21 protein-coding genes are annotated in these 21214 nt (G+C 70.2%); 8 read left to right on the top strand and 13 right to left on the bottom strand.

Going from position 1 to position 21214, the window contains the following annotated elements:
• Nucleotides 1-38 precede the first annotated feature (38 nt).
• The 3 genes from ACIA6A_RS25625 to ACIA6A_RS25615 form a co-directional block, all read right to left on the bottom strand.
• Nucleotides 39-1283 (bottom strand): acetyl-CoA C-acetyltransferase, encoded by a 1245-nt coding sequence (locus tag ACIA6A_RS25625; protein WP_396100390.1) that lies wholly within the window; start codon nucleotides 1281-1283, stop codon nucleotides 39-41.
• Nucleotides 1284-2813: 1530 nt separating this feature from the next.
• Entirely contained in the window at nucleotides 2814-3620 is an 807-nt protein-coding gene (locus ACIA6A_RS25620) for an SGNH/GDSL hydrolase family protein (RefSeq protein WP_396100389.1), read from the bottom strand.
• Between the two features lie 67 nt (nucleotides 3621-3687).
• The gene (locus tag ACIA6A_RS25615; RefSeq protein ID WP_396100750.1) at nucleotides 3688-4881 is read right to left on the bottom strand and encodes an SGNH/GDSL hydrolase family protein; all 1194 of its coding nucleotides are present in this window, start codon (nucleotides 4879-4881) and stop codon (nucleotides 3688-3690) included.
• Nucleotides 4882-5087: 206 nt separating this feature from the next.
• On the opposite strand from ACIA6A_RS25615, the gene ACIA6A_RS25610 reads away from it, so the two are divergent.
• Both ACIA6A_RS25610 and ACIA6A_RS25605 read left to right on the top strand, forming a co-directional pair.
• Nucleotides 5088-5444 carry a YkvA family protein gene (locus ACIA6A_RS25610; RefSeq protein WP_396100388.1) on the top strand — a complete coding sequence of 119 codons (357 nt, stop codon included), beginning with the start codon at nucleotides 5088-5090 and terminating at the stop codon, nucleotides 5442-5444.
• A 52-nt stretch (nucleotides 5445-5496) separates the two neighbouring features.
• Complete coding sequence (locus tag ACIA6A_RS25605) at nucleotides 5497-6855, top strand: cystathionine beta-synthase (protein WP_396100387.1); 1359 nt, start codon at nucleotides 5497-5499, stop codon at nucleotides 6853-6855.
• Nucleotides 6856-6998: 143 nt separating this feature from the next.
• On the opposite strand, the gene ACIA6A_RS25600 is transcribed toward ACIA6A_RS25605, so the two are convergent.
• Nucleotides 6999-7925 carry a S1C family serine protease gene (locus ACIA6A_RS25600; protein WP_396100386.1) on the bottom strand — a complete coding sequence of 309 codons (927 nt, stop codon included), beginning with the start codon at nucleotides 7923-7925 and terminating at the stop codon, nucleotides 6999-7001.
• Between the two features lie 171 nt (nucleotides 7926-8096).
• On the opposite strand from ACIA6A_RS25600, the gene ACIA6A_RS25595 reads away from it, so the two are divergent.
• Nucleotides 8097-8384, top strand: coding sequence for a hypothetical protein (locus tag ACIA6A_RS25595; RefSeq protein WP_396100385.1), 288 nt, complete (start codon nucleotides 8097-8099; stop codon nucleotides 8382-8384).
• A gap of 244 nt (nucleotides 8385-8628) precedes the next feature.
• Here the strand turns inward: ACIA6A_RS25595 and ACIA6A_RS25590 are convergent, their stop codons facing one another.
• From ACIA6A_RS25590 to ACIA6A_RS25575, 4 genes are all read right to left on the bottom strand, one after another.
• On the bottom strand, nucleotides 8629-9150 hold the full coding sequence (locus tag ACIA6A_RS25590; RefSeq protein ID WP_396100384.1) for a GNAT family N-acetyltransferase: 522 nt from the start codon (nucleotides 9148-9150) through the stop codon (nucleotides 8629-8631).
• Nucleotides 9122-10051, bottom strand: a complete 930-nt coding sequence (locus ACIA6A_RS25585) for a ribonuclease Z (RefSeq protein WP_396100383.1) — start codon at nucleotides 10049-10051, stop codon at nucleotides 9122-9124. Before ACIA6A_RS25585 ends, ACIA6A_RS25590 begins: the two co-directional genes overlap by 29 nt.
• Before the next feature lie 288 nt (nucleotides 10052-10339).
• A complete protein-coding gene (ppk2, locus tag ACIA6A_RS25580; protein ID WP_396100382.1) occupies nucleotides 10340-11278 on the bottom strand; it encodes a polyphosphate kinase 2 in 939 nt (312 codons plus the stop codon).
• Nucleotides 11279-11354: 76 nt separating this feature from the next.
• Nucleotides 11355-12776 carry a CHAD domain-containing protein gene (locus ACIA6A_RS25575; RefSeq protein WP_396100381.1) on the bottom strand — a complete coding sequence of 474 codons (1422 nt, stop codon included), beginning with the start codon at nucleotides 12774-12776 and terminating at the stop codon, nucleotides 11355-11357.
• A 66-nt stretch (nucleotides 12777-12842) separates the two neighbouring features.
• On the opposite strand from ACIA6A_RS25575, the gene ACIA6A_RS25570 reads away from it, so the two are divergent.
• A complete protein-coding gene (locus ACIA6A_RS25570) occupies nucleotides 12843-13022 on the top strand; it encodes a hypothetical protein (RefSeq protein WP_396100380.1) in 180 nt (59 codons plus the stop codon).
• Nucleotides 13023-13213: 191 nt separating this feature from the next.
• Here ACIA6A_RS25570 and ACIA6A_RS25565 read toward each other — a convergent pair whose 3' ends face one another.
• The 3 genes from ACIA6A_RS25565 to ACIA6A_RS25555 all read right to left on the bottom strand — a co-directional run bounded on the left by ACIA6A_RS25565 (nucleotide 13214) and on the right by ACIA6A_RS25555 (nucleotide 15020).
• Nucleotides 13214-13522: a hypothetical protein gene (locus tag ACIA6A_RS25565; RefSeq protein ID WP_396100379.1), complete on the bottom strand. Its 309-nt coding sequence runs from the start codon at nucleotides 13520-13522 to the stop codon at nucleotides 13214-13216.
• Between the two features lie 388 nt (nucleotides 13523-13910).
• Entirely contained in the window at nucleotides 13911-14570 is a 660-nt protein-coding gene (gene msrA / locus ACIA6A_RS25560; RefSeq protein WP_396100378.1) for a peptide-methionine (S)-S-oxide reductase MsrA, read from the bottom strand.
• A gap of 36 nt (nucleotides 14571-14606) precedes the next feature.
• Complete coding sequence (locus ACIA6A_RS25555; protein ID WP_396100377.1) at nucleotides 14607-15020, bottom strand: HIT family protein; 414 nt, start codon at nucleotides 15018-15020, stop codon at nucleotides 14607-14609.
• 24 nt (nucleotides 15021-15044) lie between these two features.
• Here ACIA6A_RS25555 and ACIA6A_RS25550 point away from each other — a divergent pair, with 24 nt between their 5' ends.
• The 3 genes from ACIA6A_RS25550 to ilvA are packed head-to-tail and all read left to right on the top strand — an operon-like array spanning nucleotide 15045 to nucleotide 18877.
• Nucleotides 15045-16196, top strand: coding sequence for a cystathionine gamma-synthase (locus ACIA6A_RS25550; protein ID WP_396100376.1), 1152 nt, complete (start codon nucleotides 15045-15047; stop codon nucleotides 16194-16196).
• A gap of 35 nt (nucleotides 16197-16231) precedes the next feature.
• Nucleotides 16232-17593 (top strand): amidase, encoded by a 1362-nt coding sequence (locus ACIA6A_RS25545; RefSeq protein ID WP_396100375.1) that lies wholly within the window; start codon nucleotides 16232-16234, stop codon nucleotides 17591-17593.
• Between the two features lie 60 nt (nucleotides 17594-17653).
• Nucleotides 17654-18877, top strand: coding sequence for a threonine ammonia-lyase (gene ilvA / locus ACIA6A_RS25540; protein ID WP_396100374.1), 1224 nt, complete (start codon nucleotides 17654-17656; stop codon nucleotides 18875-18877).
• A 45-nt stretch (nucleotides 18878-18922) separates the two neighbouring features.
• Here the strand turns inward: ilvA and greA are convergent, their stop codons facing one another.
• Nucleotides 18923-19417 carry a transcription elongation factor GreA gene (greA, locus tag ACIA6A_RS25535; RefSeq protein ID WP_396100373.1) on the bottom strand — a complete coding sequence of 165 codons (495 nt, stop codon included), beginning with the start codon at nucleotides 19415-19417 and terminating at the stop codon, nucleotides 18923-18925.
• A 148-nt stretch (nucleotides 19418-19565) separates the two neighbouring features.
• Nucleotides 19566-19985 (bottom strand): DUF4307 domain-containing protein, encoded by a 420-nt coding sequence (locus ACIA6A_RS25530; RefSeq protein WP_396100372.1) that lies wholly within the window; start codon nucleotides 19983-19985, stop codon nucleotides 19566-19568.
• 111 nt (nucleotides 19986-20096) lie between these two features.
• On the opposite strand from ACIA6A_RS25530, the gene mca reads away from it, so the two are divergent.
• Nucleotides 20097-20978 (top strand): mycothiol conjugate amidase Mca, encoded by an 882-nt coding sequence (gene mca / locus ACIA6A_RS25525; RefSeq protein ID WP_396100371.1) that lies wholly within the window; start codon nucleotides 20097-20099, stop codon nucleotides 20976-20978.
• Nucleotides 20979-21214: the final 236 nt, after the last annotated feature.

The following is a 21214-nucleotide window of genomic DNA, read 5'->3' as shown; positions in this document are numbered from 1 at the left end:
AGCCGGACCCGGCGGAGGTCACTTCATGCGGTACGCCGTCAGCTGAGCCGCTCGAGCACCATCGCCATACCCTGACCGCCCCCGACACACATGGTCTCGAGGCCGATCGACTTGTCGTGCCAGTCGAGGGCGTTGAGCAGCGTGCCGGTGATCCGAGCCCCGGTCATGCCGAACGGGTGACCCACGGCGATCGCGCCGCCGTTCACGTTGAGCTTCTCGATCGGGATGCCCAGGTCACGGTAGGAAGGAATGACCTGCGCCGCGAACGCCTCGTTGATCTCCACCAGGTCGACGTCGCCGATGCCCATGCCGGCCCGGGCGAGCGCCTGCCGGGAAGCCTCGACCGGGCCGAGCCCCATGATCTCGGGGGACAGCGCGGTGACACCGGTGGAGACGATCCGGGCCAGCGGCGTGATGCCCAGCTCCCGGGCCTTCGTGTCACTCATGATCACCACAGCGGCGGCGCCGTCGTTGAGCGGGCAGCAGTTACCGGCGGTGACCCGTCCGTCGGGCCGGAAGACCGGCTTCAGCCCGGAAACACCCTCCACGGTCACCCCGGCCCGAGGCCCGTCATCGGCCGACACCACCGTGCCGTCCGGCGTGGTCACCGGCGTGATCTCCCGCTGCCAGAAACCGTCGGCGATCGCCTTCTCCGCCAGGTTCTGACTGCGGACCCCGAACTCGTCCATCTCCTCGCGGCTGACACCCTTGATCTGCGCCAGGTTCTCCGCGGTCTGCCCCATCGTGATGTAGGCGTCGGGCACCGCCCCGTCCGCACGAGGGTCCGTCCAGGTCCTGCCACCCTGAGCGTATTCAGCGGTCCGGGCCCGGGCACCGTCGAACTCGGGGTTCTCCCACCCGCCCCCGACCAGCGCCTGAGCCTGCGACGGCAGCCCGTCGGAGCTGCCCCGGGCAAACCGCGACACGGTCTCGACGCCGGCCGAGAGGAAGATGTCGCCCTCCCCGGCCTTGATCGCGTGGAAAGCCATCCGAGTGGTCTGCAGCGACGACGAGCAGTAACGGGTGACGGTGGCGCCGGGCAACCCGTCGAGCCCGAGCTTCACCGCGACGATCCGGGCCATGTTGAAGCCCTGCTCGCCACCGGGCAGCCCGCAGCCCAGATAGAGATCCTCGATCAGGGTCCGATCAAGCTGAGGAACCTTGCTCAAGGCGGCGTCGATAATGGTGGTGGCAAGATCATCAGGCCGCAGATCCCGCAGCGACCCTTTATGAGCACGCCCAATCGGCGAACGAGCAGTAGCGACGATGACAGCTTCCGGCATGAGCCCCACGTTAACGCGCCGGTAACTTAGCGGGGAAGCACCAATTCGTCACACCCAAATACCGGGATAAATCCTGAATACCCCGCCCAAGACCCAGTCCGAGCCACCGGCATCAGCTCCCCACCAGGACCCAACCAGCAGCGTCGCCCCTACCTCCGCGCCCGTACCCTGCGGGCCAGCCTCCGCCTCTACCCTCCGAGCCAGCCTCCGCCTCTACCCTCCGAGCCAGCCTCCGTCGGCAGCCGAACGGCTTGCGCTCAGCCGAGCGCGTTCCGTGCTGAGCGGTTCGTACGCAGCCGGGCGTGCCCCGCGTCGAGCCGGGCGTGCCTCGCGTCCAGCCGGGCGGCTGAGCGCGCCCCTTGCCGAGCGGTTCGCGCCCAACCGGGCGTGCCCCGCGTCGAGCCAGTGGTACCCCGTCCTCAGCCGGGCACGCCATCCACGAGGTTCACCGTCCGCGACCAGCACCAGCGCGTCGAGCCGAGCGGCTAGTGCTCAGCCGGGTGCTTCGTGCTCAGCGGGGTGCTTCGTGCTCAGCGGGGTGCCTCGTGCTCAGCGGGGTGCCTCGTGCTCAGCGGGGTGCCTCGTGCCCAGCGGGGTGCCCCGTGCTCAGCGGAGTGCCTCGTGCCCAGCCGGATGCCTCGTGCCCAGCGGGGTGCCCCGTGCTCAGCGGAGTGCCCCGTGCTCAGCGGGGCTACCCCGTTCCCAGCCGGACGTTTCCGCGTCGAGCCGAGCGGCTGGCGTCCAGCCGGGGTGTGCCCCGTGCTCGGCCGGCGGGCTCGCGTCGAGCCGGGCATGCCCCGCGTCGAGCTGAGTGGTTCGTGCTCAGCCGAATGTGCCCGCGTCGAGCTAAGTGGTTCGTGCTCAGCCGGATGTGCCCGCGTCGAGCCGAGCGGTTCGTGCCCAGCCGGGCATGTCCCGTGCCGAGCCGGGCGTGCCCGCGGCCGACCAGTCCGAGCGGGCCCCGGGGCTGGCTGGTCCGAGCGGGCCCCGGGGCTGGCTGGTCCGAGCGGGCCCCGGGGCTGGCCGGTCCGAGCGGGCCCCGGGGCTGGCCGAGCGTTCCTGCGGCCATGACGCAGTCGGATCGCCACACTGCTCAGTCAGGACATCCCGGTCACTGGCCAAGACGCACCGATACCCGCCCGGCCCGGCTCTCAGACTGGGCGTGCCGGCTTCCGGAGCCATTCGGCACATCCGGCTCGGCTTTCCTGCGCACCCGTTCTCCGTCAGCCTTTTTCGCGCAGTTAATACCGTTCAGCTGTCTCGGGCGTACGGATCCGACCTAAGCTTCCGGCCTGCGATTGTGGTCCACGTTCGGCTGGTGGTTCTCGCCCGGCCGGTTTCGCTTCATCGTTGCGACCATGCTGTTTTCCCGCCAGGTCGTTCAGAACCGGGCTGTTTCGCGTGGCTGTTCAGGACCGGGTCGTTTCGCCTGGCTGTTCCTGACACCGAGCGGCCTGATCTGCCGGCCGCGTTCCCGGCCGTCGTCCAGCTGCAGTCCGTCTGGCCTTGATGGCGGTGCGGCTGTGTCCGTCAGTCCTGGATCGATCGGCGGCCGGCGGCCTGGGCCGCGTCGAAGACCGCGGGGTAGAGGGCGTGGGCCCAGACCCGGTAGCCGTCCGCGGACGGGTGGAAGCCGTCGTAGCAGAGGGTTCCCGCGTCCGCTCGGAACACTGCCCCGGTTTCTTCGCCTAGGTCGACCACGGTGCCGCCTGATTCGGTGACCGACAGGGCCTGGGCTCGGGCCATGCGGCGGCCGAGCCAGCCGGTGACCTGGCGGAGGGGCTGGGCTATGGAGCGGGTTGCTCCCAGGTCGGGGCAGGTTCCGACGACCACCTGGACGCCGGCGTCGCGGAGGCGGCGGACCGCGTTGCCGAGGTGGACCGCTGATTCCTCGGCGCTGCGCAGGCCGGTGGCGTCGTTGGCGCCGATGAGGACCACCGCCACGTCGGGGCGGTCGCCGAGGAGGGCCCGGGCCACCTGGGTGGCCAGGTCCGTGGAGCGGGAGCCGGCCACGCCGACGCTGGAGAGCAGGACGTGGCGGGGGCCGCTTTCCTGGGTGCCTTCGGCCAGGAGCCGGGCCAGTTGGCCGCCGACTGTCTCGGAGAGCCATTCCACACCGACGCCGATGGCCGCCGAGTCGCCCAGGAGGACCATTCTGAGGGTGGGGGCGCTGGTGGGGCCCATGGAGGTGCGCAGGGCCAGGCCCATGGTGGGCTTGGCGTACCTGCGACTGCGGGCCGCGATGGCTTCTCCGGCCAGGAGCGCGGCTCCACCGACGGCTGAGGCGAACAAGGTTGTGGCAGCAGCCCTGCTGATCCGTCCTGGCAGACCCGTCATGTCGCCTCCCTGCGGTCCGCAACGGCCGCGTTCCGTCGGCGGTCGCTGGTGATCTTCTGGAATGGGCTCAGTGATCGTCCGGGGTCCAGCCTACGGCCCCGGAGGCCGACCGGCCCGACCCACGGGTAACACGAGTACCCGGACGGCTCGCCACATGTGCCCGGTTGGTGTCACCGGGCTGCGGTGACGCCGGGGAAGTGTTGTCGGCGCGGTGACCGAACCAAGGACGCGACTCGCCGAACCAAGGACGGGACTCGGCGAACCGGAGCCGGGGTGACTCGCCGAACCAGAGGCGGGACTCGCCGAACCAGGGGTGCCGGCGCAGCTGGGCCCAGCGCCCGGCCGGTCCGCTGGAGTGGCCGTTCACCTGGGTGGCGGAGACCTCGGTGCCCGGCGAGCGAACCGCCTCCTGGGCGGCCTCGGGCAGGGCGCGGATGCCCTCGGTGCCGGTGGCCGGGGTGCGGTCGTCCTCGCCGAGCATCGCCATCAGGGTGGGCATCATCACCGCCGCCGCCCGGGCGTAGCCCTCGACGGAGGGGTGGAAGCGGTCCGAGCCGAACATGCGGACCGGGTCGGCGGCGAAGGCCGGGCCGAGCAGGTCGACCAGGGAGACCGAGCGGCCGCCGGCCTCGACCACCGCGACGGTCTGGTCGGCTGCCAGCTGGCGGCTCCAGGTGTGGGCCAGCCAGCGCAACGGGGGTTTGATCGGCTGGATGGCGCCGACGTCCGGGCAGGTGCCGACGACGACCTTGCAGCCGGTGGCGCGCAGGCGGCGTACGGCGTCGCCGAGGTGGCGCACGGCGGCGGCGCGGGCCGAGACGTGGGTGACGTCGTTGCCGCCGATGATGATGACCGCGACCTCGGGTTGGTACTCGAGGGCGGCGTCGACCTGGTAGGGCAGCCCGGCGGAGACGGCGCCGACCACGGCGAGCCGGTGCAGGCGGACCGGGCGGCGCAGGCGGCGGGACACACCGGTGGCCAGCAGGGCACCGGGGGTCTCGCGGGGGCGGTGCACGCCGTAGCCGGCCGCCGATGAGTCGCCGAGGATGACCATGCTCAGGGGCTTGCCGGGGAATTTCGGGCCGTAGACCCCGTCGCCGCGGGGCGGGGGCGCCTCGGCCATGGGGATGATCCGGCGGGCCTCGGCGGCCTGGCGCATCAACACGCCCGCCGAGAGCAGCGTGATGCCCGCCGCGGCGCCGGTGAAACCGCCCGCGACCTGCCCGGCGAGCTTGATCCGCCGCCGGTCCTCGACCGTCAACCTTCGCAAATTCTGCACAATCTCCCTCGCTTCCGCCCCAACGAAGCCCGGCCGAAGCCCGACCCGGACCCGGCCGAACGCCCCAAGAAGAACCGGCCGATCCTGCTTCCGAGGCTAACGCGACCATGCGACAGAAATCTGAACCGGCGCCGAACGGGCGGATGTAGCTTCCGCCCGTCATGCTGGACGCAGCGAAAGGGGACGACATGGCTAGAACGTTGCAACGAACCGCTGCGTTCACCGCTCTCGGCAAAGCTCTGCTGTCCGGTTCCCGGGGTGGACCCTCGATCGGCAAGCGCCTGGCGGCGCTGCCGCGGATGATGCGGGCGACGATGCGCCGTGAGTACGACGGTGGCATGCGGGTGGCGATGATGGCGGCCGCCACCGCGTACGTGGTCTCGCCGATCGATGTGGTGCCGGAGGCGTTCCTGCTGGTGGTCGGGCTCGCCGACGACGCGGTGATGATCACGTGGCTCGCCGGGACGGTGCTCGCCGAGACCGAGCGCTTCCTCGAGTGGGAGAAACAACGCGATGCCGTACTGCCTGGGACGACCCTGCCCTGAGCCGTAGGCTGACCGGACAGAACTGGTCGGCTCCGGAGAAGGGCACACAGACGTGCGGTACTACGACAACGTCGTCGAGATCATCGGGGACACCCCCCTCGTCCGGCTGCGTAACGTCACCGACGGCATCGCGGCGACGGTCCTCGCCAAGGTGGAGTATTTCAATCCCGGTGGCTCGGTGAAGGACCGGATCGCGCTGCGCATGGTGGAGGACGCCGAGAAGGCCGGCCTGCTGAAGCCCGGCGGTACGATCGTCGAGCCCACCAGCGGCAACACCGGCGTCGGGCTGGCGCTCGTAGCTCAGTTGCGCGGCTACAAGTGCGTGTTCGTGTGCCCGGACAAGGTCAGCGAGGACAAGCAGAACGTGCTCCGGGCGTACGGCGCCGAGGTCGTGGTCTGCCCGACCGCGGTGGCGCCCGAGGACCCGCGGTCGTACTACAACGTGTCGGACCGGCTCACCCGTGAGATCCCCGGTGCGTGGAAGCCCGACCAGTACAGCAACGCGGCGAACCCGCGTTCGCACTACGAGGAGACCGGCCCGGAGATCTGGAAGCAGACCGAGGGCCGGATCACCCATTTCGTGGCGGGTATGGGCACCGGTGGCACGATCAGCGGGGTCGGGAAATACCTCAAGGAGCAGGGCACCGTCAAGGTCATCGGCGCTGACCCGGAGGGCTCGGTCTACTCCGGTGGCACCGGCCGTCCGTACCTGGTCGAGGGTGTGGGTGAGGATTTCTGGCCGACCACCTATGACCGGGACATCAGCGACGGGGTCATCGAGGTGTCCGACTCGGACTCGTTCGAGATGACCCGGCGGCTGGCCCGCGAGGAGGGGCTGCTGGTCGGTGGCAGCTGCGGCATGGCGGTCGTCGCCGCGCTCGAGGTCGCCCGCGCGGCCGGCCCGGACGACGTGATCGTGGTGCTGCTCCCGGACGGTGGCCGCGGCTACCTCTCCAAGATCTTCAACGACGGCTGGATGGCCCGCTACGGCTTCCTGTCGGCCGGCGACGGCAAGCCCACCGTGTCCGCGGTCCTGGCCGCGAAGAGCGGTTCGATGCCCCCGCTGGTGCACGTCCACCCGACCGAGACGGTCCGGGACGCGATCGACTACATGCGGGAGTACGGCGTCAGCCAGCTCCCGGTCCTCAAGGCCGAGCCGCCGGTGGTGACCGGTGAGGTGGCCGGGTCGCTCGCGGAGAAGGACCTGCTGGACGCGCTCTTCACCGGGCAGGCCCACCTGCACGACACGATCGAGCGCCACATGGGCGATCCGCTGCCGATGATCGGTGGCGGTCAGCCGGTGAGCGAGGCGGTGGCCCTGCTGGAGAAGTCGGACGCGGCGATGGTCCTGATCGACGGCAAGCCGGCCGGCGTCCTCACCCGCCAGGACCTGCTCACCCACCTGAGCTGAGGAACGAGGACAAAGACGAGGGTCGTAGCCGGGCGGTGGGTACGGACCGCCGCTCACGCCGAGGGCCGGGCGCGGAGATCCAGGAGCCTGACGGCTCCTGAACGGATCTCCGCACCCGGCGACGTGCGTGAGTGGGGCAGACCTCAACCCAGCTCGGCGGGCACGGTGACGACGTCGACCAGGGCGTTCTTGCGCAGCACGGTGAGGGGCAGGTCCCGGCCGATCGCCGGGCCGAGCATGAGCCGTTGCAGGGCCTGGACGGTCTGCATCGGCTGTCCGGCCGCGCTGAGCAGGATGTCACCGAGGTACACGCCCGCGAGGCCGGCCGGGCTGCCCGGGACCACCTCGACCACGCGCAGGCCGAGTTTCTGGCCGAGGCGTTCGGCCACCGGCGGCGGCAGGGGTGCGGGGATGCCCGCCACGCCGAGCCAGGCGCGCCGGACCCGGCCGGTGCCGACCAGTTCGCCGATGATCTGGCGGGTGGTGGTGTTGACGGGCACCGCGAGGCCGAGGCCGTAGCCCGCGACCGCGGTGTTGATGCCGACCACCGTGCCGGTGGAGTCGGCGAGGGCACCGCCGGAGTTGCCCGGGTTCAGGGCCGCGTCGGTCTGGATGACGTTGTCGATGATGCGGATCCGGCGCCCGTCGCGGGCGGGCAGGGAGCGCCCGAGGCCGGAGACGACGCCGGCGGTGACCGATCCGGCCAGGCCCATGGGGTTGCCGAGGGCGACGACGAGCTGGCCGATGCGCAGCCGGTCGGCGTCCCCGAGCGGGGCGGCCGCGGCGCCGGGGCTGTGCACCCGGACCACGGCGAGGTCGGAGAGGGGGTCCGCGCCGACGACGTCGAAGCGGGTCTCGGTGCCGTCGGCGAACTCGGCGGTGCCGCCGGTCGCGCCGGCGACCACGTGGGCGTTGGTGAGCAGGAGTCCGTCGTCGGTGAACGTCACCGCTGATCCGGCGCCCGCACCGCGGGGGGTGCGCACGCTGAGGGCGGCGACGGAGGGCAGGAGGCTGGTGGCGACACCGGTCACCACTCGGCTGTAGGCGTCGAGCTCCCCGGAAGGGTCCATACCTGCGACAACACGGGGTCGAGCGGTGTCGATGCCCGCCGGGGATCCGCCCGGAGCGAACATCGGTGGTTACTGATAGTTGCTAAGGTCGCACACTCAGTCCGATTGGCGGGCCGGTCCGGGGCGTTGTATGTGCTGAACAGGGCAACGCTTCGGAGGGCGGGAACAGACATGGTCATCGCGGACCGCCTGCTCTGGCAGGACGCCCAGCGGATGCTCGGGCGGCACGCCGAGGCCGGCCACGACGGCAACTGCGTCTGGTGCGGCTGGCGCTGGCCGTGCGCTCCCCGGCGGATCGCGGAGCGCGCCGACGCCGCGTCACGACGCCCCTGGCGGGAGGCGTGGACGGTGCGGCACGACCTGAACAGCCTGCGGGACCTGCCCGGCATGGTCGACGACAACCGGGCCCAGCGCGACGCCTGGCGCACGGAGGAACTCACCCGAGGTTGCTTGGACTGACTTGACAGGGCGTCGTCCGTTCCGGCTCGTCCGTCCCCCGGCAAGGGCCGCCGGACCTGACGCCTGAACCGCGGTGACACCGGCGTAGCCCCGCCAGCACGCCGGTGTCCCGCACCCTGACCCGCCAGAACCGAAACGACCGGCACGCCTCCGCCGGTCGGCGCCTCCGGCCAGGCGCAGCAACGGTTCGGGCGGGCGCGGTAGGCGGGAGTGCGTGACCACAGGTTCCCCCGCATTCACTCGGTCACGCGCTCCCGCCCTGCCGACCCAGGGCGATGCGATATCGCATCTGCAGCACCGGCTCGCTGCCGACAGGTTCCACCCGGGTCACCCCGTCGGGCGTCCAGCCTCCTTTTTCATAGAAGGACCGCGCCACGGCGTTGCCTTCCAGGACCCAGAGCACAGCACTTTTCCCGTACGGGATGAGCGCACCCAACGCGTCCACCATCAGCGCCCGCCCGACCCCCTTGCCGACGAAGTCCGGATCGGCGTGAATGGCACTGAGCTCCCCGGTGTCCGGGTCCTCGCCCGGCCCGAGATAGGTGAATCCGGCCAGGGTGTCACCGGCGACCGCCACGGTCAGCCGGTGATTGTCGCGTTCCCATTTCCAGCGCTCGGTCCACCATTCACCGAGCGCCGCGGGGGAGCCGAAGGTCAGCGCCTCCGGGGTGAGGAGGTGCGAATACGCGGACGCCCGGGACCGGTAGTGCAGGTCCCCGATGCCCGGCAGGTCGTCGTCAGCCGCGGGACGCAGGTGCACGCTCATGGGACGAACCTAGCCGCGGGGGCACCGGGACACGCATGAGGTCCTCGGCGAGCACGATGTCGCCGTCGAACTCGGCACGGGCCTCGTCGAGGAACCGCTTGCTGTCCGGGTAACGCTGGGAGAAATGGGTGAGCACCAGCGTGCGTACCCCCGACTGGCGGGCGACGGACCCGGCCTGGCCCGCGGTCAGGTGGCCGACCTGGGCGGCCAGCGCGGCGTCCTCAGCCAGGAACGTCGACTCGATGACGAGCAGGTCGGCGCCCTCGGCCAGCGCGAACACGCTGTCGCACAGGCCGGTGTCCATCACGAACGCGAACTTCTGACCCGGCCGGGCCACGCTGACGTCGTCGAGGGACGCCCGCCCGGAGCGGCCGGTGCGCTGCAGCTCACCCACGGCGGGACCGCTGATCCCGTACGCGGCGAGCAGCGCGGGCACCATCCGGCGCCCGTCCGGCTCGACCAGGCGGTAGCCGTACGTCTCGATGGGGTGTCGCAACGGCAGCGCGCTGAGCGTGCCCACCGGGGTCTCCACCCGGAAGCCGGGGCCGACCGCCTCCGGGACGATGTCGGCGACGTCGTGGAAGCTGGTGGCGTGCCACAGCCGGTCGAGGTAGTCGCGGCCGCCGGCCGGGAAGTTGATCCGGACCGGGTGCGGGACCCGGTCCAGGGAGATGCGCTGGATGATGCCCGGCAGGCCGAGCGAGTGGTCGCCGTGGAAATGGGTGATGCAGACGCGGGTGAGCGGGGTGACGGCGAGCCCGGCCATCAGCATCTGGCGCTGGGTGCCCTCGCCCGGGTCGAAGAGGATCACCTCGTCGTCCCAGCGCAGCTGGTAACCGTTGTGGTTGCGGTGCCGGGTGGGCACCTGGCTCGCTGTCCCGAGGATGGTCAGCTCACGCATGCGTACGTCCCGAAGGTAAGGCGACCCCCGGGGACTTCCACATACGCGTACGCATGTGGTCCGGTCGGACAAGGCCGGATCCCCGGGGGTCGGGTGGCTGTCTGGTGCTCGCCGAACCGCTGCCACACGGTCTCGACGTACTACACGAGATGTTGATGCTGTCGAGGACAGCGGCTAGCGGACAGCCACCTCACGAGTCCCGATGCTATGCAACTTCGGACCACCTCCTTTCACGTGTACGGCCACGGTAACCACTCAGGAGGCCGGGCGACAACGCTTTTAAGGTCACTAGAGCCGGGGGAATACCCGCGGGGACATCTCGGTGCCCTCGACGGCCAGCGACGCGGGGCCCACGATCTGCGGGTCCGGGGTGCCGACGACCTCGGTGTCCTTGCCGTCGTAGTCGAAGCGGGCGAGCACGTACCGCATCGCTTCGATCCGGGCCCGCTTCTTGTCGTTGCTCTTGACCACGGTCCAGGGGGCGTCGGCGGTGTCCGTGTAGAAGAACATCGCCTCCTTGGCCTCGGTGTAGTCGCCCCACTTGTCGAGCGACTCCAGGTCCATCTTCGAGAGCTTCCACTGCCGCACCGGGTCGACCTGCCGGATCGCGAAGCGGGTGCGCTGCTCGCCCTGGGCCACCGAGAACCAGAACTTGACCAGGTTGATGTCCGAGCGGACCAGCATCCGTTCCAGGTCCGGGGCCTGACGCATGAACTCGAGGTACTCGGCGCGGGTGCAGAAGCCCATGACCCGCTCGACGCCGGCCCGGTTGTACCACGACCGGTCGAACAGCACGATCTCGCCGGCCGCCGGGAGGTGGCTGATGTAACGCTGGAAGTACCACTGCTTGCTCTCGCGCTCGTTCGGCTTCTCCAGCGCCACCACTGACGCCCCACGCGGGTTCAGGTGCTCCATGAAGCGCTTGATCGTGCCGCCCTTGCCCGCGGCGTCCCGCCCCTCGAACAGGATCACCAGCCGCTCGCCGGTGGTCTTGCACCAGTTCTGCAGCTTCAGCAGCTCGATCTGCAGAAGCCGCTTGTCGTGGTCGTACTGGGTCCGGGGCATGCGCTCGTCGTAGGGGTAGTCCTCACGCCAGGTGTCCACCGGGGCGCCGTCGGCGTTGAGCAGCACCGGGTCGTCGTCATCGTTGTCGGAGACCCGGAAGCCGCCCAGCTCGGAGATGGGCCCGGAGTAGGGCGGCGTGGTCAGCTCGTCATCGGCCTGCATGAACACGGTTCATACCCGCTCGCACCGACGTCCCAACTCGCAATCAGTGACGAGAAAGTGGACGCGGGGTTAACGATCATCGCAGCCAGGCCCGGACCTTCGCCTTCCGGGACTTCTCGGTCACCGCCGGCAGCTCGAGCAGGGCCTCGTCGGCCACCTGTTCCTGCCGGGCGAACAAAATGCCGTAGTCGAACGCGTTCGGCCGCTCCCACGCCAGGTTCTGCAGCACCTCCCGGGCGACCACGGTGTCCTGGTGCGCGCCGAGCACGTCCTGCAGCGCGGTGAGCGCCTTGACCAGCGACTTCCCGGGCTTGCCGGCGCCACCGGAGAACACCTCGACCGCGTACCGGGCCTGTTTGAACGTCTTGCGGGCCTCGTGCAGCTCGCCGTCGGCACCCTCCGCGGTGGCCTCGTCCAGCAGGCGGTCCGCGTGGCGCAACGCCTTGGCGGCCCGGTGCGGCGCCGTCTCGTCATCCGGCGCCGGGTCGTCGATCAGGTCGTCCACCGCGTCGAGCAGCGCCAGGTAGCGGTCGGAGTCGAGGTCCGCGGCGAGCGCCACCCGGCCGGCCTCGGCGTCGGCGGCGAGCTTCTCCGCGATCTGCGCGGCGACCTCGGGGAACGGTTCCGCGGCGGCGCCGAGCTTCCCGGTGAGGACCTGGGCGTCACGCACCGCGCCGAGGCTGTCGGCCAGCCACTTCAGCTCCCCCCGGAGCGGGGTCGCCCGGTCCGGGTCGAACGAGCCCTTGAACGTTTTCAACGTGCTGCGCAGCCGGCGGGTCGACACGCGCATCTTGTGGACCGCCTCGGGATCGCCGGCCCGCACCCCGGCGTCCAGCTCCTCGATGGTCTCGCGCTGCTCACGGGCGTACCGGAGAACGGGGTTGATCTTCTTGGGCCGGCTCTTGACCGTGCTGAGGCGGTCCCCGAGCGCGCGGGCGAGCTTCGAGGGCCCGGACGCCACGCTCGCGCCGGCCGCGAGCAGCAGCTCCTCGACCGCGTCGAGCACCTCCGGGCCGCCGTCGACGAGCTCGACCTCGATCTCCTGCCAGCTCTCCTCGCCGCGGTCGGTGCCGGCGGTGACCTCGTCCTGCGCGACCAGGGCCAGGACGCGCCCGTCGGCGTCGTGCAGCGGCGTCTCGATCCGGTGCGTCCGCAGCCGGGCGACCGGGGTCAGCTCCCGGGTCCGCACGATCGTGCGGACCTCGCCGGCCAGTTCCCCGGGCACGGCGTCCCCGTCCAGCGGCAGGCGGTATTCGGTACGGCTCGAGCCGTCACCCGGCGTCTTCAGATGCCAGCCGGCGTCGGTGCCCCCGGTGCGCCGCCGCAGCGTGCGCTTGTTGCGGGCGAGCCGCAGGTCCTCGGTGTCGAAGTACGTCGCGTCGAGGTCGTGGTCCGCCGCCTCGCCGAGACCGCGCACGCCGCCCGCACCCGCCAGTACCGGCAGGGTGAAGCCGGCGGGAACGTCGTACTTTCGTTCTGTTTCCGTCGCCGTCTGCATGGTTCCAGTCTTCCCGATCGAGCCCGGCTCAGCGAACACACAGATTCGCGAGGCACGCTGGATCACGTGAACGAACCCGAACGTCGCAAGGTGTCCCTCGCCGGCCTCGGACTGATCGGTGCCGGCGCCGTCCTCGGGCTGACCCTCGCCGGGTCGGGCCCCACCCCGACCGACACGGCGGCGGCCCCGCGCCCCGCCACGTCCACCCCGGCCGACCCGCAGCGCGACCCCGGCACTCCCAGCTGACTCTGCACTCCCAGCTGACTCTGCACTCCCAGCTGATCTAGGGCTCGGCCACAGCGATTTCCCAGTAAGCCGGGGCAAACTGGGTGACAGGCCCTGAAGGCCCGGTGCGCGTCCCCCGTGCGGGCGCCGTGTCTTCAGGCCGACGAAAAGCGCCGCCCCGACCGCCGCCCCGGTCGAGGCGGCGCTTTTCTCTATCGGCTGTGCAGATACTGCGCCCGCGAATAATGCGCGGCCGCGGCACCGTAATACATGGTCGCCAGCGTGACGTGGAAACTGTTGTCGGTCAGTGCGTTGCGCGCTTTCGCGGTCTCGGACCACCGGATCTCGGCATCGCTCACGCTGATCCCCCGCTCAGCGCACTGCAGCAGAGTCATTTCTTTACCGGTACGCCACCGCTCCAGGGCGGTCTCGGCATGCCGCATCATGGCCAGAGCCTGCTCGATCAGGGACTCAGCGAGAATCCAAGCGGCATGCTCCTCATCACTGTTGAATCTGGGCACGACAAACACCTCCCGCACGGGGCCGGCTCACTTGATCTGACGGGCGAAATGTCCGCCCCCCAGTGTGTGATCCCGGTTAGTCAGGTGTCGATCTTTTCCACCCGGTCGGATGACCCACCCGCTGGTCAGGCGTCTTCGAGCAGCTCACCCTGCCACTCGGCGAACCGCTCCCGCATGATGCCGACGGCGCTCTGATATCGAGAAAGTCTCCAGGGAGTGCGACGGGGACGGGGCGGCCGCCGCGGGGGAAGTGGAACTCCCGGATCGTGCTGACGGAACGACCGACCGCGCCGGAGAACCCGGCGCGGCAGCATCGACTTCGCGGAAGCCTGGCTTCACGCGACGTTGGTGGTGAGACCCTTCATCCCATCCACCGGTGACCGGCTGATCAGGCGGTCTTGGCCACGCCTACCGGGCAGGTCATGCCGTTGGGGCCGTGGTTGCAGTAGCCGCCCGGGTTCTTGCTGTCCGAGAGGTACTGCTGGTGGTAGTCCTCGGCGTAGTAGTACGTACCCAGCGGCTTGATCTCGGTGGTGATCGTGCCGTGGCCGGCCTTGGTCACGACGGGCTGGAAGGCCTCGAGGCTCGCCTGGGCGACCTCGGCCTGCTCCGGCGTCGTCGTGTAGATGGCCGAACGGTACTGCGAGCCCACGTCGTTGCCCTGGCGCATGCCCTGGGTCGGGTCGTGGTTCTCCCAGAATGCCTTGAGCAGGTCCTCGAAGGCGATCTTCGACGGGTCGTAGACCACCTGGACGACCTCGGCGTGGCCGGTCGCGCCCGAGCAGGTCTCCTCGTATGTCGGGTTCTCGGTGAAGCCGCCCGCGTAACCGGCCGAGGTCGAGTACACGCCGGGCAGGCGCCAGAAGATGCGCTCGACGCCCCAGAAACAGCCTGCCCCGAACACGACCGTCTCGAGGCCGGCCGGCCAGGGGCCCTTCAGGGGGGTGCCGAGCACCGTGTGCGTGTCGGCCACCGGCATCTCGATGAACCTGCCCTTGAGGGCCTGGTCGGCGGTGGGCAGTTCGATCTTCTTGTACCGCAGGAACACGGTGACTCCCTTCATCCGCTTGGTGCAACAACAGCCTTACCCCAGGAACTTCCCGATACGTACGGCGTAAGCGGCCGCTTCCTCGTCGGAGTCATATGTGTGCCGGGGCCAGAAGAAGCCGCGAAGTCCGTCACCTTTTGTCCGTGGCACGACGTGTGTGTGCAGGTGCGGCTGGGATTGCGACACGATGTTGTTGTTCGCGACGAACGTGCCCTGTGCTCCCAAAGCTTCCGGTACGGCGGCCGCGACACGCTGGACAAGTGTGAAATAGCCCGGCAGCAGGTCGGCCGGGAGGTCGGTGAGCTGGGCCACGTGCGGGCGGGGAACCACCAGTACATGGCCCTTGAACACCGGGCGTACGTCGAGGAAGCCGACCCCTTCGGGAGCGTCGACAACTGTGAACGCGGGAACGGTGCCCGCCACGATCCCGCAGAAGAGGCAGTCGGCCATCCGCGCAGACTAACCTTGCCCCTCATGACGGGTAACGACTACGGGTTCGACACTCTGGCCATCCACGCCGGGCAGGAACCGGATCCGCGGACCGGTGCGGTGGTCCCGCCGATCTACCAGACGAGCACGTTCGCGCAGGACGCCGTCGGGTCGCCGCGACTGGGCTACGAGTACAGCCGGTCGAGCAACCCGACCCGGGACGCGTTGCAGGAGTGCCTCGCCGCGATCGAGGGCGGCCGCCGGGGCCTCGGCTTCGCCAGCGGCCTCGCCGCGGAGGACACCCTGCTGCGTACGGTCTGCCGGCCCGGCGATCACGTGGTCATCCCCGACGACGCGTACGGCGGCACGTTCCGCCTGTTCAGCAAGGTCGCCGAGAAGTGGGGCATCGACTGGACCGCGGTGCCGCTCAACGACCTGGACGCGGTCCGGGCGGCGTTCCGGCCCGGCCACACCCGGCTGATCTGGGCCGAGACGCCGACCAACCCGCTGCTGAACATCGCCGACATCGCCGCGCTGGCCGGGCTCGCCCACGAGTACGACGCCATGCTCGCGGTCGACAACACGTTCGCCTCGCCGTACCTGCAGCAGCCGATCGCCCTGGGCGCCGACGTCGTGATCCACTCGACCACGAAGTACCTCGGCGGGCACTCCGACGTGGTCGGTGGCGCGCTGATCACGGCCACCGAGGGGCTCGGCGAGGAGATCGCGTTCCATCAGAACGCCATGGGGGCCGTGAACGGCCCCTTCGACTCGTGGCTGACACTGCGCGGGATCAAGACCCTGGGCGTACGGATGGACCGGCACTGTGACAACGCCGAGCGCATCGTCGGGTTCCTGCAGAGCCACCCGAAGGTGGCCGAGGTCCTTTATCCCGGCCTTGAGTCGCATGCCGGACACGAGATCGCGGCCAAGCAGATGTCGCGCTTCGGCGGGATGGTGTCGTTCCGCGCGAAGGGTGGCGCTGACCAGGCCATCGATATCTGCAACCGGACAAAATTGTTCATCCTCGCGGAGTCGCTCGGCGGCGTGGAGTCGCTCATCGAGCACCCCGGCCAGATGACACACCTCAGCGCGGCGGGCTCACCGCTTGAAGTCCCCGCCGATCTCGTGCGACTGTCTGTCGGCATCGAAACCGCTGACGATCTGCTCGCCGATCTCGAGCAGGCCCTCGGCTGAGTCGGGTTCTCTTTAGACAACCGGAGAGACGGGCCATGGAAAACCTGGCGACCACATGGGTGGGGGCCACGGCGAAGCAGATCTCCCGTGCGGTCCGTCGAGGCGACACGACCGCCACGCAGGTGGTGGCGGATCACCTCGAGCAGATCGGGATCTCCGACCCGGAGCTCGCGGCGTTCCGCGTCGTGCGTGCGACGGAGGCGATCGTCGAGGCCGAGAAGGTCGACGACCAGGAGGATCTGGCGAACCTCCCGCTGGCCGGCGTGCCGGTCGCGGTGAAGGAGAACACGCCGGTCGCCGGCCTGCCCACCTGGCACGGCTCGGCCGCCGCGCGTACCGGGATCGCCGAGGACGACCACGAGCTGGTCCGCCGGTTGCGCGGTGCCGGAGCGGTCGTCGTCGGTGTCACCCGCATGCCCGAGATGGGCCTGTGGGGGACCACCGACGGCCCCGACGCCGCCACCCGTAACCCCTGGTCACTCGACCGCACCGCGGGTGGCTCGTCCGGTGGCGCGGCCGCGGCGGTGGCGGCCGGCCTGGTGCCGATCGCGCACGGTAACGACGGCCTCGGTTCGATCCGGATCCCCGCGGCGTGCTGCGGCATCGTCGGGCTCAAACCCGGCCGCGGGGTGCTGCCGGTCAACCTCGGCCGCGAGGACTGGCTCGGCATGGCGGAACACGGCGTCCTGGCGACCACGGTCGCCGACGCCGCGCTCGGCTTCAGCGTCCTGGCCGGCCGCTCCCCGGCGAAACTCACCCCGCCGGGCAAGCTGCGGGTCGGCGTCAGCCTGCGCTCCCCGGTGCAGGGGGTACGCCCTGACGAGCCCAACCGGGCGGCGGTCGCCACCGCGTCGAAGCTGCTGGTCGGGGCCGGGCACGACACGGTCACGGCCGAGCCTTCGTACCCCGCGTCGCTGGCGGTGGCCGGGTTGCTCGCGTGGTTCGCTGCCGCGTACCGGGAATCCGACGGTCTTGATCTGAAGAAGCTGCAGCCCCGCACCCGCCGGCACATCCGCCTGGGCGAATTCGCCTGGAACCGCGGCTGGGTCAAGCAGGAGCAGCGCGACGCGTGGCGGGCCCGGAGCATCGCGTTCTTCGCGGAGAAGAACATCGACGTGCTGCTCACCCCGGCTCTGGCCGCGACGCCACCGCAGGCCGGCGGGCACGCGACGGGTAGCTGGCGGGCCAACATCCGGACCAACATCCGGTACGCGCCGTACGCGGCCCCGTGGAACGTCGCGGGACTGCCGGCGATCGTGGTGCCGATGGGACTGCGCCCGGACGGCCTGCCGGTGGGCGTGCAGATCGTCGGCCCACCGGATTCGGAGCTGCTGCTGCTCTCGATCGCGGGACTGCTGGAGGTAGCCAACCCGTGGAGCCGGCACGCGTTCGTCTGAGTTGAGTGTCTCTCCCGTTCACCTCGCCAAGATCATTGGGTGGGTGGCACGATCTCAGACATGAGTGACCTGCTTTCGCTCGCTGACATCGAGGCCGCCCGGGAGACCCTCGCCGGCGTCGTCAAGACCACCCCGCTCGAGCATTCGATGCCGCTGTCCAACCGGCTCGGCATGCCCGTCTGGCTCAAGTGCGAGAACCAGCAACGCGCCGGCTCCTACAAGGTGCGCGGCGCGTACACCCGGATCTCGCGCCTCTCGGACGCCGAACGCGCCCGGGGGGTGGTCGCGGCGAGCGCCGGCAACCACGCCCAGGGGGTGGCGCTCGCGGCGGGGCTGCTCGGCGCCCGCTCCACGGTCTTCATGCCGGAGGGCGCCCCGCTGCCCAAGGTCACGGCGACCAAGAGTTACGGCGCGGCCATCGAGTACGCCGGCCGCACCGTCGACGACGCGCTGGCCGCGGCCCGCGAGTTCGCCGACCGCACCGGCGCCGTCCTGATCCACCCCTTCGACCACCACGACGTCATCGCCGGCCAGGGCACGGTCGGCCTGGAGATCATCGAGCAGTGCCCGGACGTCGGCACGATCATCACGGCGGTCGGCGGCGGCGGCCTGATCTCCGGCGTCGCGGTCGCGGTCAAGGCTCTCAAGCCCGAGGTACGGATCGTCGGCGTCCAGGCCGCCGGAGCCGCGGCATACCCTCCGTCACTGCGGGCCGGCGCCCCGATCACGCTCACCGAATCGGCCACCATCGCCGACGGCATCGCCGTCATGCGCCCCGGTGACCTCACGTTCGCCCACGTCAACGACCTGGTCGACGAGGTGGTCACGGTCACCGACGAGGACCTGTCGGCGGCCCTGCTGGTCATGCTGGAACGCCACAAAATGGTGGTGGAACCGGCCGGCGGCGCGGCGGTCGCGGCCCTGCTGACCGGAAACCTCCAGCTCAAGCCGCCGGTGGTGGCCATCCTCTCGGGCGGCAACATCGACCCGATGCTGCTGATGAGAGTGATCGAGCACGGGCTGGCCTCGGCGGGCCGTTTCCTGCGCCTGTCCGTCCAGACCGGCGACAAGCCGGGCGAACTGGCCGGCCTGCTGTCCGAGATCGCCCGGCACCGGGCCAACATCGTGGACGTGACCCACACCCGGCACAACCCCGGCCTGAGCTTCGGCCAGGTGGAGGTGCAGCTCTCGGTCGAGACCCGGGGGCCGGACCACTCCCACACCCTCATCGGATCCCTGCGCGATCAGGGTTACCAGGTCGCGCTGCTGTCCGGCACGCCGTGAAGGTTTCGCCGGACCCGAGTGACGGATCCGGCGAAACCCCGCGTCTCAGCCCCCGAAGGGGGAGAACTCCACAACGGTCACCTTGATGTCCGCGCCGCTGGGGGCGGTGTAGGTGACCGTCTGACCCTTGCCGGCGTCCAGGATGGCCTTACCCAGGGCGGACTCCGGGCTGTAGACGGTGAGGTCCGTCGTCGACGCGATCTCGCGGGAGCCGAGGAGGAACTTCTCGGTGTCGCTCTTGTCGTCGTCGAAGTAGATCGTCACGACCATGCCGGGACCGACCTTGTCGGCGGTGACGGCCTCGCCGACCTCCGCGTTACGCAGGAATTCCTTTAGGTAGAGGATCCGGCCCTCCTGCTTGCCCTGCTCCTCGCGGGCCGCGTGGTAGCCACCGTTCTCCCGGAGGTCGCCCTCTTCGCGCCGGGCGTTGATCTCGGCGGCGATGACCGGCCGGGCCGCGATCAACTCGTCGAGCTCGCCCTGCAGCCGGTCGTAAGCGTCCTGGGAAAGCCAGGTCTTCGACGCCTCTGAACTGGTCACAGACTCTTCTCCTTGAAGCGGGATGAGCGTACGGAGCGAATCACCAAGCTTACCAGCGGTGGTCGAACGGTCGATTCGCTCGATGTCCGTGACCTTTTTACCGGGTGGGTCTGACAATTTCCTTGGACCCGTACCCCGTACGGGAAGATCAGGCGGCGGCCCGGCAGCGGAGCACGTCGCCGACCACCGCCCGGCCCTTTGTCGGCACGACCTCGGAAGCCTCGATCATGCTTTCGCCGGCGGCCGCCCGGACCGTCACCACCCGGGTGCCGAGCTCGTTGCCGTCGTAGTCACGGGCACGAAGATTGCAGGTCGCGGCGCCACCGGCGGGCACCCGCACGGTGAAGTCGAGCGTCACCTGGGTGTCGGTCGCGCCGGTCCAGCGAACGATCTGCGCGTCGTAATCAGTCCCGCCATACTGACCGTAGAGGCGCACGACGAGAACCGTCACGGCGATCGCGAGCACCACGGCGAACGCGATCGGACCGGCCAGGTGCCGGCGACCGTCCCGGCGCCGGCCGTAACGGCCCGCGGGGAATACCGGAGTTGTGGCGCGCGTCTCGCTCACCAGGGGGACCTCTCGTGCGAAAAGTGTCGGTGCCATCGGACAGAATGACCCTGTCCATCTTCGCAGCCGAAACCGGGTCCAGCGAACGAGGTCCGGTCGAGGGAGAAATCAGTGGCTGAGCAGTTGCGTCTGATGACCGTGCACGCACACCCGGACGATGAGTCCAGCAAGGGCGCCGCCACCATGGCGCGCTACGTTGCCGAGGGTGTCGACGTGCTGGTCGCTACGTGTACGGGCGGTGAGCGCGGCAGCGTCCTCAACCCCAAGATGGATCGGCCCGAGGTGCTGGCCGACATCACGAACATCCGCCGTAAGGAAATGGACAACGCCCGCGAGATCCTCGGCGTCAAACAGGCCTGGCTCGGCTTCGTCGACTCCGGCCTGCCCGAGGGCGACCCCCTCCCGCCGCTGCCCGAGGGCTGCTTCGGCCTGGTCGACCCGGCCGAGGGCGCGCTCCCGCTGATCAAACTGATCCGCGAGTTCAAGCCGCACGTCATCACCACCTACGACGAGAACGGCGGCTACCCCCACCCCGACCACATCATGTGCCACAACATCTCGGTGGTGGCCTTCGACGCGGCCGGCGACCCGGACCAGCACCCCGAGCTCGGCGAGCCGTGGCAGCCGCTCAAGCTCTACTACAACTCCGGCTGGACCCGGGCCCGCATGCTCGCCCTGCACGAGGGCATGCTCGCGGCCGGCCTCACGTCACCCTACGAAGAGTGGCTCAACAACAAGGACGCCCGCCCCGACCGAGGCGACAAAATCACCACCCGCATCGAGTGCGGCGAGTACTTCGAAACCCGCGACAACGCACTGCGAGCCCACGCCACCCAGGTCGACCCGGACGGCTTCTGGTTCCACGTGCCGATGGAGATGCAGCAGAAGGTCTGGCCCACCGAAGACTTCGAACTGGCCCGCTCCCTGGTGGACAGCCCCATCCCGGAATCCGACCTCTTCGCCGGAATCCGGGAACCAGCCGAAACCCGCTGACCACCCGGGTACGCGCCCAGCAGCCGCGGAACCTCTCCACCGCTCGGAGGGTTTCCGCGGTCTTGCGCACTGACCGCTCCCCGGCCCCGCCCCGCCCCGCCCCGTCACGTGGCCCGGCGCGCCCTGACCGGGGAGCGGTCCGCGCCCAGCAGCCGCGGAACCTCTCCACCGCTCGGAGGGTTTCCGCGGTCTTGCGCACTGACCGCTCCCCGGCCCCGCCCCGCCCCGCCCCGTCG

The organism is Actinoplanes sp. NPDC051494 (genome assembly GCF_044454705.1).
Lineage (GTDB): Bacteria > Actinomycetota > Actinomycetes > Mycobacteriales > Micromonosporaceae > Actinoplanes.
Note: the sequence above shows the minus strand (reverse complement) of the source record. Positions and strands in the feature narration are given on the sequence as shown.